We start from the raw sequence: 15,910 nt of genomic DNA on the forward strand, positions 1-15,910 counted from the left end.
TTGTACAGCAATTTATTGTGTGGAGTCAGGCAAATTCTAACCCTTTTAAAATTAATAAACAGCCCTTTCGATGAAAACATTTTAAGCATTTCAGTTATTTGGTCATCTATTCACAAATTATAGATATAAATGGCCTTTACAGGCCATTTAGGAGCAAAATTATTCACATTATTTTTTCTGGTCAGTCCAGATCAAACTACCAATTGCTGGTAAAAGTAATACTGCGCCGAGCATATTGACTAAAAACATGAAGGTTAACAATATTCCCATGTCCACTTGGAACTTAAGATCAGAGAAAATCCAGGTACTCACACCAATAGCTAACGTGATACCGGTAAATAACACCGCACTACCACGCTCAACGAGTGCATTACGATACGCCACTGGTAAGGCAACACCTTGCTTTAATTGCCCCATCATCGATGACAAAATATAAATCCCATAATCCACCCCAATACCTACACCTAGTGCAATCACTGGCAACGTTGAAACCGTCAGACCGATTTCAAGTTGTACCATTAAAGCTTGCGCAAGAGTCGATACAATATACAAGGGTAACACTACCGCTATGGTCGCTTTTACACTCTTAAAGCTAATCAAGCATAAAATAATAACTGCACCATAAACGTATAACATCATAGGTAATTGTGCAGCAGCAACTGATTCATTCGTCGCAGCCATGACGCCGACAGGCCCTGAGGCCAACTTAAACTGCAGCATATCGGTTTGTTCTTCAATGGCAAATTGCTTAACACTGGCAATGATATGTTCAATGGTCTGCGCTTTATGATCATCTAAAAAGATGATCACAGGCATAACTGAACAATCACCATTGAGTAAACCGGTACTGGTTTCGACTCGTGAGGTAGATTGCACCAAACTTGCCGTATTACGAGGCAAACTTTGCCATTTTAAATTACCTTCGTTATACCCGGCATTAACCGACTGCGCTACTGAGCTTAGGGATACTGCTGATTGAACACCTGCTAAGTTTTCAACTTTATATTGAAAACGACTAATGCGATCCATTACGTCGTGCTCTGTACATGCTGCAGGGTAAGCTTCGACAATCACTTTTAGAATATCGGATGAAATCGTATATTTGTCCGATATTAAAAAGGTATCTTGGTTATAACGGGCATCTTGATGCAATGACGGTGCACCTGCATGTAAATCGCCGATATGCATTTTCCCTGCTTGCCAATAACCTACAGCAAACAATACTAAGGTGCAGCCAATAATGATTTTCGCGCATTTTGGATCAGTGGCTTTGACTAACAGATCACGAATTGAATCAAGTAAGTTTGGTTTTTCGCTGTTGCCTGATTGAATATGAACTGTGTTTTCAAAGCGCATATACGATGCCCATACTGGCAATAAAATCAAATTAGTAAAAATAATAACAGCCACACCTAAACTTGCTGTGATAGCCAGTTCACGAATTATACCTATATCTATGGTTAGTAACGTCAAAAAGCCGACCGTGTCTGACAGCAATGCAATACCACCGGGTATTAGCAGCGATCTAAAACTAGCCTGACAGCAAAGACGCGTATTACTGCTTCCTTCGGCGACTTTTTTACCTATTGCATTGATCATCTGTACGCCATGACTTACGCCGATTGCGAACACTAAGAATGGTACTAGAATCGACATTGGATCTAGACCAAAGCCTAGGCTCGACAATATCCCCAACTGCCAAACCACGGCAATAATTGAACAGGCTATAGGTAAAATAGTGAGCTTGATGCTGCCGCAAAATAACCACACCATGATGAAAGTAAACGCGATAGCAATAGCAAAAAATAACACAACCCCTTTCGCACCTTCGGCAATATCACCGGCCATTTTGGCAAAACCAATAATGTGGATACTTACTTTATCAGTGCTCAATGGCTCTCGAATTTCGCTTTCTAGCTTTTGTGCAAACGCTAACGTATCCAATTTTTCTTGTGTTTGCGGATCAGTTTCCATCAACTGCGCTGTCACCATCGCACATGAATAGTCAGAGGCAATCATCCTACCTACGACTTTCGCTTTTTCGATATTCTCTTTAACAACCGCTAAACCTCGTTGATCAGCAGTAAAATTGGCGGGAATAATTGGCCCACCCGCAAAGCCGTCTTCAACAACTTCGACAAAACGTGCACTGGGTGAAAAAATTGAATTCACTAACGGACGATTCACCCCAGGAATAAAATATAACTGATCATGAACGGCTTTTAATTGGGTGAAAAACTCAGGATTAAAAATATCACCGCTATCATCACACACTGAGATCAAAATACTATTTGCGCCACCAAATTGCTTTTCATGCTTTAAATACACTTTCATATAATCATGATTAAGTGGAATATTTTTATTAAATGAAGCATCAAGTTGGATTTGTGTGGCTTTAAAACCTAAAAAACATGTTATTAAAATAAAACTTATCACCATCATTAATCGATGACGAAAAACTGCTTTCTCTAAAAAATTGACGATTGTGTGCATTATGGAGCCATCCCCTTCACTTTAATGCCATTTTCTGATGCCATAACCAATTGATTTTCAAAAATAACGGCATCAAGAATTGCTTTACCATCCGCTAACTGCTCAATAGTAAGTTGATTATTTTTATAGTGGAAAATCACACCGCTGCTGGCAAGTAACAACCATTGATTATCACCGCTAGCGATAATACTATTGATTGTGGCGGTTTTATTATTACTTATTGGTTGCCATTGCTCACCTACCTGACGGCTAAAAATATTGCCTCTTAAACCCGCGACTATTTCTTGCCCTTGTTCATCGCTGGCATAAGCAAAAAAAGAACCCCGGTAGATTTCTTCATCGCGTTGCCATGTTTTTCCGTTGTCTGTACTGTGCGCTAACAAACCCATTTCGCCCACTAACATAAGTTTATCTTTTGTTGTGACAATACGATTAAAGTGCGGCAATATTGATGCAGTTTCGGCTTCATAGCCTTGAGGATCGGATTCTTTTAAATCATTTAAGTAATCTCTATCATCTGCAAATAATAAAGAATCCAGAAAACGCTTTTGCCAATGTTTGCCACCATCACTGGTTTCATAAAACATACCATAGGCACCCACAGCAAAGCCGTGAAGTTCACTGGTAAATAAAATATCTAAGCAAGGTTTATCTAATTGCGTATTCACTTGTTGCAACTGCCAGTTTGCACCACCATCATTGGTATGAACAATAGTCGCATCATGCCCGCAAGCCCAACCGAGTTCACTGCCACTGAAGGCAACCGCCGTTAATAACACTTGCGTTGGAACGCTCGCTTGTTGCCAATTTTTTGCATTACTGCTGGTAATAATAGTGCCATGTTTTCCGACAGCGACCAGTTGCTTTCCTGTGTATTCAATATCAGTCAACAGGGTTTTATCTGCTTTAGTTGCGACAATTGCAGCAAGTGGTTCAGCTGCAATAGAAAGAGTTGAAAGGCTCGCCACAGCGGCAAGACCTGCATAAAGCATGTACTTCATAAATTAAAATCGCCTTGAAAAGAATGTGTTTGTCGGTATATAACGTGCAGTCGGGGGACTCGGTTAGTGTCATGACCCAGTGCGTGTCAGAGTGACAAACGCGATTTGAAATAATAAAAAAGCACCTAGATAATTCCAGGTGCTTAGAGTGTATTAACGACCTTCGCGGCGCAGTGCACTTGAGGTAAATTCATTATCATTAAACGATTGTGAGAAATCATACATTTTCTCTTGGTTATCTAAACCAATCGCTAGGTAACGGCGTGAATTCAAATCGTAGTAAACGTCTAATGTACTCCAGTTAGTGAGCGCATCGTAATAGTTAATTGTATGAGCCATCGCTACACGGTACATTTGGTCACGGTTATCATAGATATCCGTCACTTGAACTTGCCAGCTATCTTCATCAATATAAAATACGCGCTTCTTATAAATATGACGAGTGTCGCCTTTCAGATCTGCTTCTACAACCCAAACACGGTGTTTTTCATAACGTACATGTTCCGGGTTGATGTGACCGGCCATCAGAATATCGTCATACTGTAGCTTATCACTGTGTAGCTTATAACTATTGTATGGTACATAAAGCTCTTGCTTACCTTTGAGCGTCCATGTGTAGCGGTTTGGCGAACCGTTAAACATATCGAAATCATCGGTTGTACGCAAGCTATCAGCTGCTGTTCCTGGTGCATCATAAGCAACATTAGGGGCGCGGCGTACCCGACGCTGGCCAGAATTGTAAGTCCACGCTTGTCGCGGAGTTAAAATTTGGTCCATGGTTTCATGAACTAATAGCGCCGTGCCAGCTAAACGCGCAGGCTCGGTGACTTTTTGTTTAAATTTAAACAAAATATTAGATTCTTGTAACTCTGCTGGTGTTGCTTTTGGATCTGAGTACTTAACTAACAGTTGCTCATCAAAGCCAACTAAATTATATGAACCTGAGGCTATAGGAGCTGCTTGACCGCCAAAACGCTCAATTGACAGACCACGGTAGCGTAATAAATGGTTCCAAATTGCCTCTAAGCCAGTTTTTGGAATAGGAAAAGGAATACCAATTGCGGTATTTTTTATCCCATTACCTTCTTCTATCAACTCTGCAGTTGGTGCGTATTTTTTTGTCGCATCATAGACAAACTGTGGGTTTGAAGCACTGCGATGAGTAGTATAGATATTCATTTTAAACGTATCTGGATACGCTTCAAAAAGAGCTACTTGACCAGGACTTAAATTTGCTTTGTATTTATCAACATTCGATTTATCAATGGTGAAAAGTACTTTGTCGTCAGCGTACGGATCTGGATGATGCATTCCCGGCGTATAACCTGCCGGTGCTTTAGTAATACCACCTGTCCACGCAGGAATCGAACCATCAGCATTACCTGCTTTTTCTGCACCTAAAGGAGTTAGATCTGCACCTAAACGTGCTACTTCTTCACTGGTCATTTTGGCAACGACCGCTGTTGTAGAAAACAAACTACATAGCGTTAGTGCAATGAGGGTAGGTTTTTTTATCATCATGATACCCCTAAATTGAATATTTAATATTGAAAGAAACAAAATCACGGTCTGAGAAAGTATTTATATCACCGCCACCCCAGAAAGAGTTGTAGCTAAAGTCAAATGACCATGCATTTTGATAATTAAAGTTCGCTGTAACACCAAGTGACTTACGATCTTCTATAAATAAGAACATCGGATCGGGTGTGTTACCATTTACATCGTGCGAAAATACAATACGAGGTGAGAAGTTAACTCCTTTGAAGAAGTTATAGTAATCGCCTTTGGCAATTAAGCGATATCCCCACGATGATGCTGATGCAAACTCTTTTTGCTCTGGCCCATTTGATAAAGCCATATGAAGTGTTGAGTAATCATCGGTACCTGGTCCAGTCATAATACCGCTTCGACCAGTGCCTGATACATTTAAACGCATTTCATCATATTCAGGCATGTTATTAATGTGCACACCACCAATTTCACCCACAACAGCCCAGCTATCAGCCCAAAGTGATGGGCCAAATAAATGTGTTGCTGTAAACTGCAATTGGCTAGTATTACGCTCAATATAACCTTTTGCTAATTCGCCAGGTCCTACAACGCTAATCGCATCCCCCGGACTCATTTGTGAAATACCTGCAAACTCAGGACGAAGCCCCGCTACCGCTAACTGCTCAGGCATAGCAGCATAAAGCAATTCTACGTCATCGATTTGTAATGGTTCGTCTTCACGGAAGGTGAACTCACCAGCAAACGCTGTTTCACCAATTGATGTATTAAAGCTTAACCCATACAGTTTAATATCTTCTGGATACTCATTGGTTGCTTTAGCAAATGCTTTTAAATCAGAGACATTGTCAGAAGTGATTTTAGTCGTTGCTAACATGGCTAAATCTTGAGCCATTGAGGCTTGTGTAAAGTTAGATACGCGACCAGAGATAAGCGGGCGACGACTATGGTAGTTTACATGATAAAGTGCAACCTCAGTGTCATTAAACTCTGGTAAAAACATACCTAAACGTAAACCATATTGGCCACCATCATCAGGCTCAGTTTTACCATCCCCTCCTTTGCCTTTAAGCGCGACTTTAGTAGGGTACGCTAGATAAGTTTGTGCTAATAACGCTTTACCTTCAGGGCTTGCAGGATCGATCCCTTTAGCGGCAGCAGCTTGACCAAAGGTGGTCATCAAGTTATTTAAGCTATCAGTTAAAAACGCTAAATCTATATCAGGGTTAGAGGTAAAACCAAGCTGTACATTTTGCTGATAACCATTTTCTGCGGCAAAGTCATTGGTTGAAAAATACGTACCAGCTGCAGGTAAGCGTGTTTCATGCCATTGGTACTGGTAAAAGCCTTCCAAAGTCACATTTTCAGTGATCCCTAAAGATGCCCATAACATACCAACTGGAATAAAGGCTTCTTTTAACTCGGCACCAGGCGCTTTTAATCGGTCAATATCGACCGGATTTACGTTAATACCGTGAGAAATTAATGTGCTTTCACCCCAGTTTATAACTTGTTGGCCAAGGCGAATAGAAAGTGGATTATTACCCTCATTCAAATCAAAGTTGGCCCATACGTAAGCATCTAATAGACGAATATCTGCGCAGCTTTGTTTTTTAGTGTCTTTATCATCACAAGGATCAACTCCTTGGCCTGAAGTTGGATTAACATAGGCGCGATCGCCATCCATCAATTCAAAATCATAAAAATACATAAAACGGGTGAAAAGGCCGTAGTTATCTTTGTTGATCGATAAATCGTGTGTCCCTTTCAACAGCTTTGAAAAAGACTCACCACTATCAAAGTTCAAATCCCCAGCGTCACCGTTATTAGAGTAAGAGCCAGGTTGGGCCCAGACATCTTGCGCTGAATAAATAGGATTTAAAACGGAGTTGTAGCCTGTCCAATCAAAAGACGGGTTATTACTTTTCCCTATTAAGTTAAAGTTTCGGTCTTCAACACGAATACTTTGCCCATAAGAGAAAGTCGAGTCGAAGGTTATATCAAACCCTCCGGCCTCAAATGTTGCAGCCTGTGTTGGTGCTGCTGATAACCCTAAAGTAGCGGCTGCGATGCCTAGTACTAGTTTATTTTTAACAAAAAGCGATCTTCTTATCATTGTGTGTCCCCCTGTCGCGGGTAATTTTGTGATCAAGTTATTGTTTTTAGTATAGTCGTAACGATAGAAGCGAAATAAAGAAATTACAAATAGAACGCGTTCAATCGGTCATAATTTTTCTGTTTAGTTGACGTTCACCTAATGGTAAGACGTCCTACCAGATAATTTATACACGTAAATTAACAATAGGACAAATCGAATTAACAAAAAAATAATATTATAAGTGATTATTTTAAAATATTGTTTTAGGCAACACGTTCCAAACGTAAAAATTTATGCTCTGGGGTAAGCAAAAGTCGAAAGCGCCCTCTTACTCCTAAAGAAGAAATAAAAGGACGCAAATGGCTGGCCGCAAAACGTACTTTTTTGCCACCATCTTCAATTACTTGAACTGATGTATACTTACCTTCATAGTAATCCATGCACTGTTTGTAAGTTAAGTTCAGTAAAAAATAATATTCGACCATAATTTATTGTAGTGCTTTATCAACTTTTTCATACAAGTCGTCACTTAAATTATCAAGCAAAGCAAGACGTTGCAGCTGAGCTTTGATAGCAACCGAACGTACTTCATCGTATCTACGCCATGACATAAATGGCGTTAACATACGTGATGCATTTTGAGGGTTGATTGCATTAAGCTTAACTAATAAGTCACCTAGCAATTGATAACCTGTGCCGTCTTCACGGTGAAACTGTGCGGTATTAAAATGGCTAAAACTGCCCACTAACGCCCTGACGCGGTTTGGGTTTGAAAAATCAAAACAAGGGTGATCATATAACTTTTTGATATTAATAATGGCGTCATCGCCACCTTGCATTGCTTGCAATGCAAACCACTTATCCATCACTAACACATCATGGCGCCACTGACAGTCAAATTGGTTTAACAACTCTTTTGCTAAGGGATTGTCAGCTTTTACCACCGCACTGAGCGCGGCGAGTACATTGGTCATATTGTGTGAATTAGCAGTACTAACAAGGAGTTGATTAATATCAAGCTCATTAATTTTTGCCAAATAATGTAAGCACATACCTTTTAATGCACGTATAGCGACAGCTGTTGCACTTACAGAGCCGTCATCAATTAAACTTTGATAACAGTCTAAGAGCTCACTACGCAATTGCTGAGCAATTTGTAACTCAAACTGATTTGTCACTGCAACCAATTGATCCACAGGGATCACATTAAACTCAGCTGCGAGGGTATCAAAACTAGGCAGCTTTAATAATTCCGCAATTAAAGCTAAATCTCCCTCCTGCTCAACTAATAAACTACGTAATGCAGAAATAATTGCTGGATCCAATTGATTATTTTCAGGTGTTGTAATGGCCCCTTTAACTGCCCCAATGAATAATTGTTGTTGAGCATCCCAACGCGAAAAGTCACTGCGCGCAAAGCGCATAATGTGTAATAATTCAGTGGCTGTATTTTGTTGCTCAACAATACACGGCGCAGAGAAATCCTCTAGTAGCACCGCTACAGGCTTCGCGGTTAAACCATCAAAGCTAAACGTTTGCTGCGCTGTTGTGACATCTAAGACATGATCAAGTGGCTGTCCTTCAAACTGTAAAGGGACAGACTCGCCCTGTTGATCAAGTAGCTCGATAGCAAATGGGATATGTAATGGCGCATTTTCTGGCTGATTAAGCGGTGCCAGCTGCTCTATATGCAGTGAAAAAGTACCATTGAGCTTATCAAACTCTTGTTTTACGATTAGCCGTGGTGTGCCAGCTTGGCTATACCAACGTTTAAACTGAGTTAAATCGATACCTGAGGCATCACTCATAGCCGCAACAAAATCATCACAGGTGACGGCTTGCCCATCATGACGCTGAAAATAAAGTGCCATGCCCTGCTGGAACTTTTCTTCTCCCAATAACGTGTGCATCATGCGAATAACTTCAGCGCCTTTGTCATACACAGTTACTGTATAGAAGTTATTCATCTCAATCACTTGTTCAGGACGGATCGGATGTGCCATAGGACCGGCATCTTCACTGAATTGATGAGTACGCATTACTTTAACCGCATCAATACGATTCAGTGCCCGCGAGCCTAAATCACTGCTAAACTCTTGATCACGAAAAACTGTTAAGCCTTCTTTTAACGACAGTTGAAACCAATCACGACAAGTCACTCGGTTTCCTGTCCAATTATGAAAATACTCATGGCCAACGATTGACTCTATGGTGTGATAATCTTTATCAGTGGCGGTTTCTTGATTCGCCAACACACATTTAGAGTTGAAAATATTAAGACCTTTATTTTCCATCGCGCCCATATTGAAAAAATCCACAGCAACGATCATGTAAATATCTAAATCATACTCAAGATTAAAACGCTGCTCATCCCACCGCATTGATTTTTTAAGTGATGCCATCGCATGAGGGGTTTTCGGTAAATTCCCTTTATCAACAAACAAGGCTAAATCTATTGTACGACCACTTTGCGTAACAAAGGTATCTTCAAGTACATCAAAGTCCCCTGCAACAAGTGCGAACAAGTAACTTGGCTTTTTGAATGGGTCTTGCCATTTTGCAAAGTGACGGCCATTGTCTAATTTACCTTCCGCTAATTTATTACCATTTGATAATAAATGAGTAAACTGCTCGTCAGCAATAATCGTCACGTCAAAGCTTGCAAGTACGTCTGGGCGGTCAAGATAATAGGTTATTTTTCTAAAACCTTGCGCTTCACATTGTGTACAATACGCACCGCCAGATAGATATAAACCTTCTAAAGATGTGTTAGTTTTTGGCGCTATTTCATTAACGATTGTAAGCTGACATTGCGCTGGTAAATTATGGATCACAAGCTGCTCATCACGTAGGTCATAATCTGTATATGCGTTGTTATCTACAGTAATTGAGATCAGCGTCAAATCAATGCCATCAAGCACTAAATCTGCCACACCAGCTATTTTTTTCGTGATCGTCATTACACTCGTAACACGGGTGTTTAAAGGCAATAAATCGAAGGTCAAATCAATGTGATCAATTAAAAATGGTGGAGCTTGGTAATCTTTAAGATACTGTGCTTGAGGTTTTTTTAATGCAGTCATGTGAAACTCCAAAGTGGCTCCTCTTAACAGAGGAGCATATAATTTATGGCTATTGTTTTGGCTTAATACGTAAAATTTTAATGCCTAGGTAAGCATAAATAACAGCTAGTAATGGATTAATAAGATTAAAAAATGCATATAGCGCATAATCAAATGGGTTGATCAGTAATACACTTTGCATATATGCACCACAGGTATTCCAGGGGATCAGAGGACTGGTTATCGTCCCGCCATCTTCTAATGTTCTTGATAAATTAACAGGTTTCAAACCACGCTTTGCATATTCTTCTTTAAACATCCGACCAGGGACCACAATAGCGATATACTGATCTGCAGCAATTACATTGGTACCAATACAGGTCGCAATAGTAGCAGTAATTAAAGAGCCAGTGCTTTTGGCAATTTTAAGAATACTTTTTACAAAAATATCTAATAAACCTGTTTTTTCCATAATGGCGCCAAACATCAATGCCGTCATGATCAGCCACGTTGTGGTTAACATGCCAGACATCCCACCACCACTGAGTAATGAATCCATTTTTTCATCGCCTGTCAGGATACTAAAGCCATCAAAAAATGTACTCCAAACCAATTTAAAATAACCGACAATTTGCCCCTGAGAGCCATCAATTTGTGTTGCAATTAGGTCTGATTGAAAAATCATTGCCCATACTGCACCAAGTACCGCACCGATTGAAATTGCCGGAAATGCAGGCATTTTTTTAATTGCTAACACCAGTAAAACAATCAGTGGCACCAGCATCTCTAAACCTATATTAAAGTTTTGTTGTAGAATAGCGGTTATTTCATCAATACGCCCAGCCTCACTTGACGCTGTGGCATTAAAGCCCATAAAAATAAAGATGATTAGTGCAATCACAAAACTTGGTACAGTCGTCCATAGCATATGATGAATATGCTCGAATAAATCAGCTCCCACAACCGCAGGAGCTAAATTTGTTGTTTCAGACAGTGGACTGAGTTTATCGCCAAAGTAAGCCCCAGATATTACGGCACCGGCCGTCACTGTCTGCTCTAATCCAAGGCCAGTAGCAACACCGAGTAGCGCTACACCTATTGTCGCCGCCGTGGTCCAAGAGCTACCAATACTCATTGCTACAATGCCACAAATTAAACAGCTTGCTGCGTAAAACCAACTAGGATTAATTACCTGTAAACCATAATAAATAAGCGTCGGTACAGTGCCTGACAGCAGCCAAGTGCCGATCAGCGCGCCAACCATTAACAAAATTAATATAGCGCCCAAAGATAGAGTGATCCCCTCTATCATCGCTTGTTCAAGTTTTTTCCAAGTATAGCCATTTTTAAGGCCAATAAGTGCAGCTGTAAATGTAGCAAACAGTAGCGCAATTTGATTCGGCCCTGATGACGAACTATCGCCAAATAAATAGACCGCAGCACCTAATAAACAAATCAGTACAGAAATTGGGATCAAGGCATCGAAAAAGCTGGCCTGTAGGATGGGTTTTTCTTTTTGTGAATTCAAAATTAAGACTCCTACGCGCATTTTTATGCGCGTTTAATTATTATTTTTTAGCACAGACGCGACGCTTAGCCTAACTAAGTTACTTACTTTTGTCAGCGTTTAATCAGTAATTATAGCAATATCAAGAGTTTTAGGCAGCAAAAAAGGCGCCAAAGCGCCTTTTTTATTAACCTGTAAAACAAGTTATTTCTTAGCTACACGACCAAACTTGATATAATCTTGGGTAATTAATGCAGCTTCTTCTAAGAATGGATCTAAGTCGTCTAAGACATCAGGCGCATCATCCAAGCTCTCGATTGGTTTTTCACCTAAACGAGTAAGCCTTTCATTGGTACGAGCTAATGCACGCGCTTCACCATCGTCTTTTTCTTTAATACGCTGCGCTTCTACAAGAGAAATAGTTTTCCGGTCTTTCTCTTCTTTATAACGCGTAATATCTTGAAAAACATAGTTAAACTCTGGTTCTGATTTAATGCGTTCAGCATGCGCTTTGCTTAAGTAAGCAATGGCTGGGTGTAAGTCATCAACCGAGTTATATTTGGCGCGTACGATACTGTCCCACGGTAATGCATTATCCTCTTGGCTTTCGCCCCATTCCGCTGGATCAATTGCTGATGGGAATGAAATATCTGGGATCACACCTTTATGCTGTGTGCTACCACCATTGATACGATAGAACTTTGCAATCGTATATTGCACACTGCCAAGTGGATTATCGTATAAATCGTAAGCACGGCCTAAGCCCTTATGCTGTTGCACAGTGCCTTTACCAAACGTTTGCTCACCAATTATTACTGCTCGACCATAGTCTTGCATCGCTGCAGCAAAAATCTCAGAGGCAGATGCGCTGTACCGATCAACAAGTACTGTTAGGGGGCCGTCGTAAAACGTAACACCATCGCGGTCTTTTTGCTCTTCAATGCGATTATTTAGAGTATGAATTTGTACCACTGGACCTTGGTCAAAAAACAAACCAGATAGTTGTGTTGCTTCATATAATGAACCACCACCATTTTGGCGTAGGTCAATTATAATGCCATCTACTTTGGCTTCTTTTAATTTCGCCAATTCTACTTTAACGTCTTTAGACAAGTTGTTATAGAAACCAGGGATCTCAATAACACCTATTTTGCTGGTTAAATCAGAATATTTTGCTTTGAATACTTCTGATTTTGCCGCTCTATCTTCGAGGCGAATTTTATCGCGAATAATTTCAACTACTTTAGGCGCGCCATGATCATCAGCACCTTTTAAGTATTGTAACCGCACCTTAGTGCCTTTTGGTCCTTTGATTAAATCAACTACGTCATCTAAACGCCAGCCAATGACATCAACAAATTCTTCTTTGTCTTGAGCAACGCCGATAATACGGTCGTCAGCTTTAATTTGCTCCGATTTATCAGCAGGTCCGCCTGGAACTAAGCTGCGAATAACCGTGTAGTCTTCGTCGTAGCTAAGTACTGCACCAATACCTTCTAGTTCAAGATCCATGTCCATTTTGAACTGTTCAGCTCTGCGTGGCGATAAATAGGAGGTATGTGCTTCAATACTTCGCGCAAAAGAGTTCATTACGATCTGAAATACATCTTCACTATTGGTTTGCACTAAACGTTTTTGTGCATTGTGATAACGCTTAGTTAATAATTCTTTTATACCAGGCCAATCTTTGCCGGTCATTTTTAATCGTAGTGCATCATATTTTACACGTTCACGCCAAAGCTCATCTAACTCAGCTTGCGTTTTTGCCCAATCAGCATCTTCACGATCAAAGTAATATTCATCAGCCTTATCAAAGGTCATTGGTGTTTCAAGTAACTTTAAAGAATACTCATAACGCTCAAACCGACGCTGCATGCTTAGGTTGAAAATATCAAAGGTAAAATCAAGTTTACCGGTCGTTAATGCATTATCAAATTGGTTGCGGTATTGCTCAAATGAGGCAATATCCGCAGCCAAAAAGACGCTTTTATTAAAATCAAGGGATTCGATATAACGGTCAAACACTTTACTTGAAAGTGCGTCATCAAAACGAATTGGTTTATAATGTGCACGAGTAAATAAGTTTGTCACCCGTTTGCTAGCCGTACTATGCTGACTCTCTTGCGTAAGTACTGGCAAGTCTTTTGCTGTAACTACATCATTAACATCAGCAATATCTGATGCAAATAATAAACCTGAATACAGGGCGGCAACTAACGGAATGAGCTTAAACTTCTGACTCATACACAACTCCTTAATTTATATACAGCTTAAATAATGTACAGGCTGTCTGCTTTAGTTTTAACTTGCATGCCAGTTACCAACTCTACATGAACGTCTTCTTTGTTCACTTCAGTGATTACTGCATTAACAAGGGCTTGGCCAAGTTTAACTTTAACTTTGTTATTAACCTTGACCTCACTTGCTGGTAAAGGTTCAATTTTACCTGAACGTTTAACCGGCGCAGCTTTTGCTGGTGTGGCATTAACTTTAGCGTTTTTATCGCCTGGTTTAGCGAATTGGCCTGGTTTCTTTTTGTAAGATTTTGTGTCTGAATCATTACGTGGACGTTGTGACTTTTTACGTTTAGCCATTTTCGCACGACTTTCTTCAAGTGCTTTTTGAGCATGATCAATGTGCTCTTGTTCCACTTTAGCATCTTGATTTCCATCAAGATCAATACGAAATTCAGACTTAGTCACGGCTTCTAAATAACGCCAGTTAGACGTATATTTTCTCAGTGCTTGACGTACTTGCGTCTTACTAACTTTTTCAGAACCTTCAATTCGCTCAGCGATATCTTTAAAGATACCTACTTTCAGCGGCTTGATGCCGTCTTTTTGTTTAAAACATTGCGGAAATTCTTGATATAAAAATTCCAACACTTCATTAATATCTTTTAGCTTGTTTGTGGTTTCCATTTTAGAACCTATTTTTCACATCTTTTCATCAAGGGACGAATCGACGTAGTGTGTTACCCAGTCGACCAGCTCTTCAAAGTCGGCTTCAATTACAGCCATATCACCTCGAAGGTGTTCCCAAATACCATTTATAATTTCATCAATTAATTCACATTCAGTATCATCAGGAAGACGATCCCATGCAATGTGGATTAAATCGTTGAGCGTTTCCGCTACATGCTCTTCATCCCCTTCCCAATCACCTACATCAGTGATGGCAAACAGATAATCCTGTACATTTACTAAGTCTTTCATGCAATAGTTGCCTCAAAGCACGCGATCAGTGCTTCTAAACCTTGCTTATCATCAGCATCAAACCTAGCAATACTTGGGCTGTCGATATCTAATACAGCAAATACCTCACCATTTTTGTGGATAGGTATTACTATTTCAGAGTTTGACGCCGCATCACAGGCAATGTGGCCTGCAAATGCATGTACATCTTCAACAAGTTGAGTTTGCGCAGTTGCAGCGGCAGTTCCACAGACCCCCTTTCCGACAGGAATTCGGATACATGCAGGATTACCTTGAAACGGACCAAGTACTAATTCAGTTGGTGAATCCATCAAATAAAAACCAGCCCAATTTACATCATCGAGTGACGTAAATAACAGCGCGCTAATATTCGCCATATTGGCAATAATGTTAGGTTCACCAGTAATTAGCGATTCAGTTTGTTTAACTAATGACTGGTAAAATTCTTGCTTTTGCATACCAAACTACTTCTTATCAAACATACAGTAGCTAAAGGTACTCTTTGTCGCCAATAATTGAAACCTTTTCAGGGCAAAAAAAAGCAATTTGCCCTAATTTTCAGCAAGCTTGGTTAATAATTCTGCTATTGAGGAGGCTGTTGTTTTATCGCACCTAACCTTAATCCATATAAAAACAGTCCCGCCGCTAAAGCTGACATCGCGGTATTAATTAAAAAGACCATACCACCTGTTGCACTGAGTAAGTAACTAAAAATTGCACCACCGAGTAAACCTAATGTCAGTACTCCCGAATAATTAACTTTCGCGTACTTGTACATCAATAAATATCCGGGTACTACAAAAGCAGCCATGGTTAAACCGACAATATGCGCGTTAGCTATCGCACTCATAAGTAACTGGAAAAAGGTAGTCAGCGGATCGGTATTGAGCGTTAATGCATAATAAACTCCTAACACACTGCCAATGATCACAGGTGAAAGTAATGATAACCCAACACTTTTTGCAAGCCGATGTTTCATAATGCGTCCTTAAAATCATACCTGAATAAATACTAAGAATGCATGA

12 protein-coding genes are annotated in these 15,910 nt (G+C 40.1%); all 12 read right to left on the reverse strand.

Features of this window, described 5'->3' with window-relative positions; genetic code table 11:
- Positions 1 to 168 precede the first annotated feature (168 nt).
- The 12 genes from H5154_RS07130 to H5154_RS07185 all read right to left on the reverse strand — a co-directional run bounded on the left by H5154_RS07130 (position 169) and on the right by H5154_RS07185 (position 15,864).
- The gene (locus H5154_RS07130) at positions 169 to 2,493 is read right to left on the reverse strand and encodes an RND family transporter (RefSeq protein WP_182717876.1); all 2,325 of its coding nucleotides are present in this window, start codon (positions 2,491 to 2,493) and stop codon (positions 169 to 171) included.
- A complete protein-coding gene (locus H5154_RS07135) occupies positions 2,493 to 3,494 on the reverse strand; it encodes a YCF48-related protein (protein WP_182717877.1) in 1,002 nt (333 codons plus the stop codon). Before H5154_RS07135 ends, H5154_RS07130 begins: the two co-directional genes overlap by 1 nt.
- Positions 3,495 to 3,647: 153 nt before the next feature.
- Entirely contained in the window at positions 3,648 to 5,012 is a 1,365-nt protein-coding gene (locus H5154_RS07140) for a DUF1329 domain-containing protein (protein WP_149981191.1), read from the reverse strand.
- 10 nt (positions 5,013 to 5,022) lie between these two features.
- Entirely contained in the window at positions 5,023 to 7,119 is a 2,097-nt protein-coding gene (locus H5154_RS07145; protein WP_149981057.1) for a DUF1302 domain-containing protein, read from the reverse strand.
- 245 nt (positions 7,120 to 7,364) lie between these two features.
- Positions 7,365 to 7,586 (reverse strand): DUF2835 domain-containing protein, encoded by a 222-nt coding sequence (locus H5154_RS07150; protein ID WP_149981056.1) that lies wholly within the window; start codon positions 7,584 to 7,586, stop codon positions 7,365 to 7,367.
- A gap of 3 nt (positions 7,587 to 7,589) precedes the next feature.
- Entirely contained in the window at positions 7,590 to 10,184 is a 2,595-nt protein-coding gene (pepN, locus tag H5154_RS07155; protein ID WP_182717878.1) for an aminopeptidase N, read from the reverse strand.
- A gap of 49 nt (positions 10,185 to 10,233) precedes the next feature.
- Entirely contained in the window at positions 10,234 to 11,712 is a 1,479-nt protein-coding gene (gene nhaC, locus H5154_RS07160; protein WP_182717879.1) for a Na+/H+ antiporter NhaC, read from the reverse strand.
- Between the two features lie 162 nt (positions 11,713 to 11,874).
- On the reverse strand, positions 11,875 to 13,914 hold the full coding sequence (gene prc, locus H5154_RS07165) for a carboxy terminal-processing peptidase (RefSeq protein WP_149981053.1): 2,040 nt from the start codon (positions 13,912 to 13,914) through the stop codon (positions 11,875 to 11,877).
- 26 nt (positions 13,915 to 13,940) lie between these two features.
- Positions 13,941 to 14,591, reverse strand: a complete 651-nt coding sequence (gene proQ / locus H5154_RS07170) for an RNA chaperone ProQ (RefSeq protein WP_149981052.1) — start codon at positions 14,589 to 14,591, stop codon at positions 13,941 to 13,943.
- 15 nt (positions 14,592 to 14,606) lie between these two features.
- A complete protein-coding gene (locus H5154_RS07175; RefSeq protein WP_064666123.1) occupies positions 14,607 to 14,885 on the reverse strand; it encodes a hypothetical protein in 279 nt (92 codons plus the stop codon).
- Positions 14,882 to 15,343, reverse strand: coding sequence for a GAF domain-containing protein (locus H5154_RS07180; RefSeq protein ID WP_149981051.1), 462 nt, complete (start codon positions 15,341 to 15,343; stop codon positions 14,882 to 14,884). Before H5154_RS07180 ends, H5154_RS07175 begins: the two co-directional genes overlap by 4 nt.
- A 125-nt stretch (positions 15,344 to 15,468) precedes the next feature.
- A complete protein-coding gene (locus tag H5154_RS07185; RefSeq protein WP_145233799.1) occupies positions 15,469 to 15,864 on the reverse strand; it encodes a hypothetical protein in 396 nt (131 codons plus the stop codon).
- Positions 15,865 to 15,910: the final 46 nt, after the last annotated feature.

Source organism: Pseudoalteromonas sp. SR44-5, from assembly GCF_014163675.1.
GTDB lineage: Bacteria > Pseudomonadota > Gammaproteobacteria > Enterobacterales > Alteromonadaceae > Pseudoalteromonas > Pseudoalteromonas rhizosphaerae.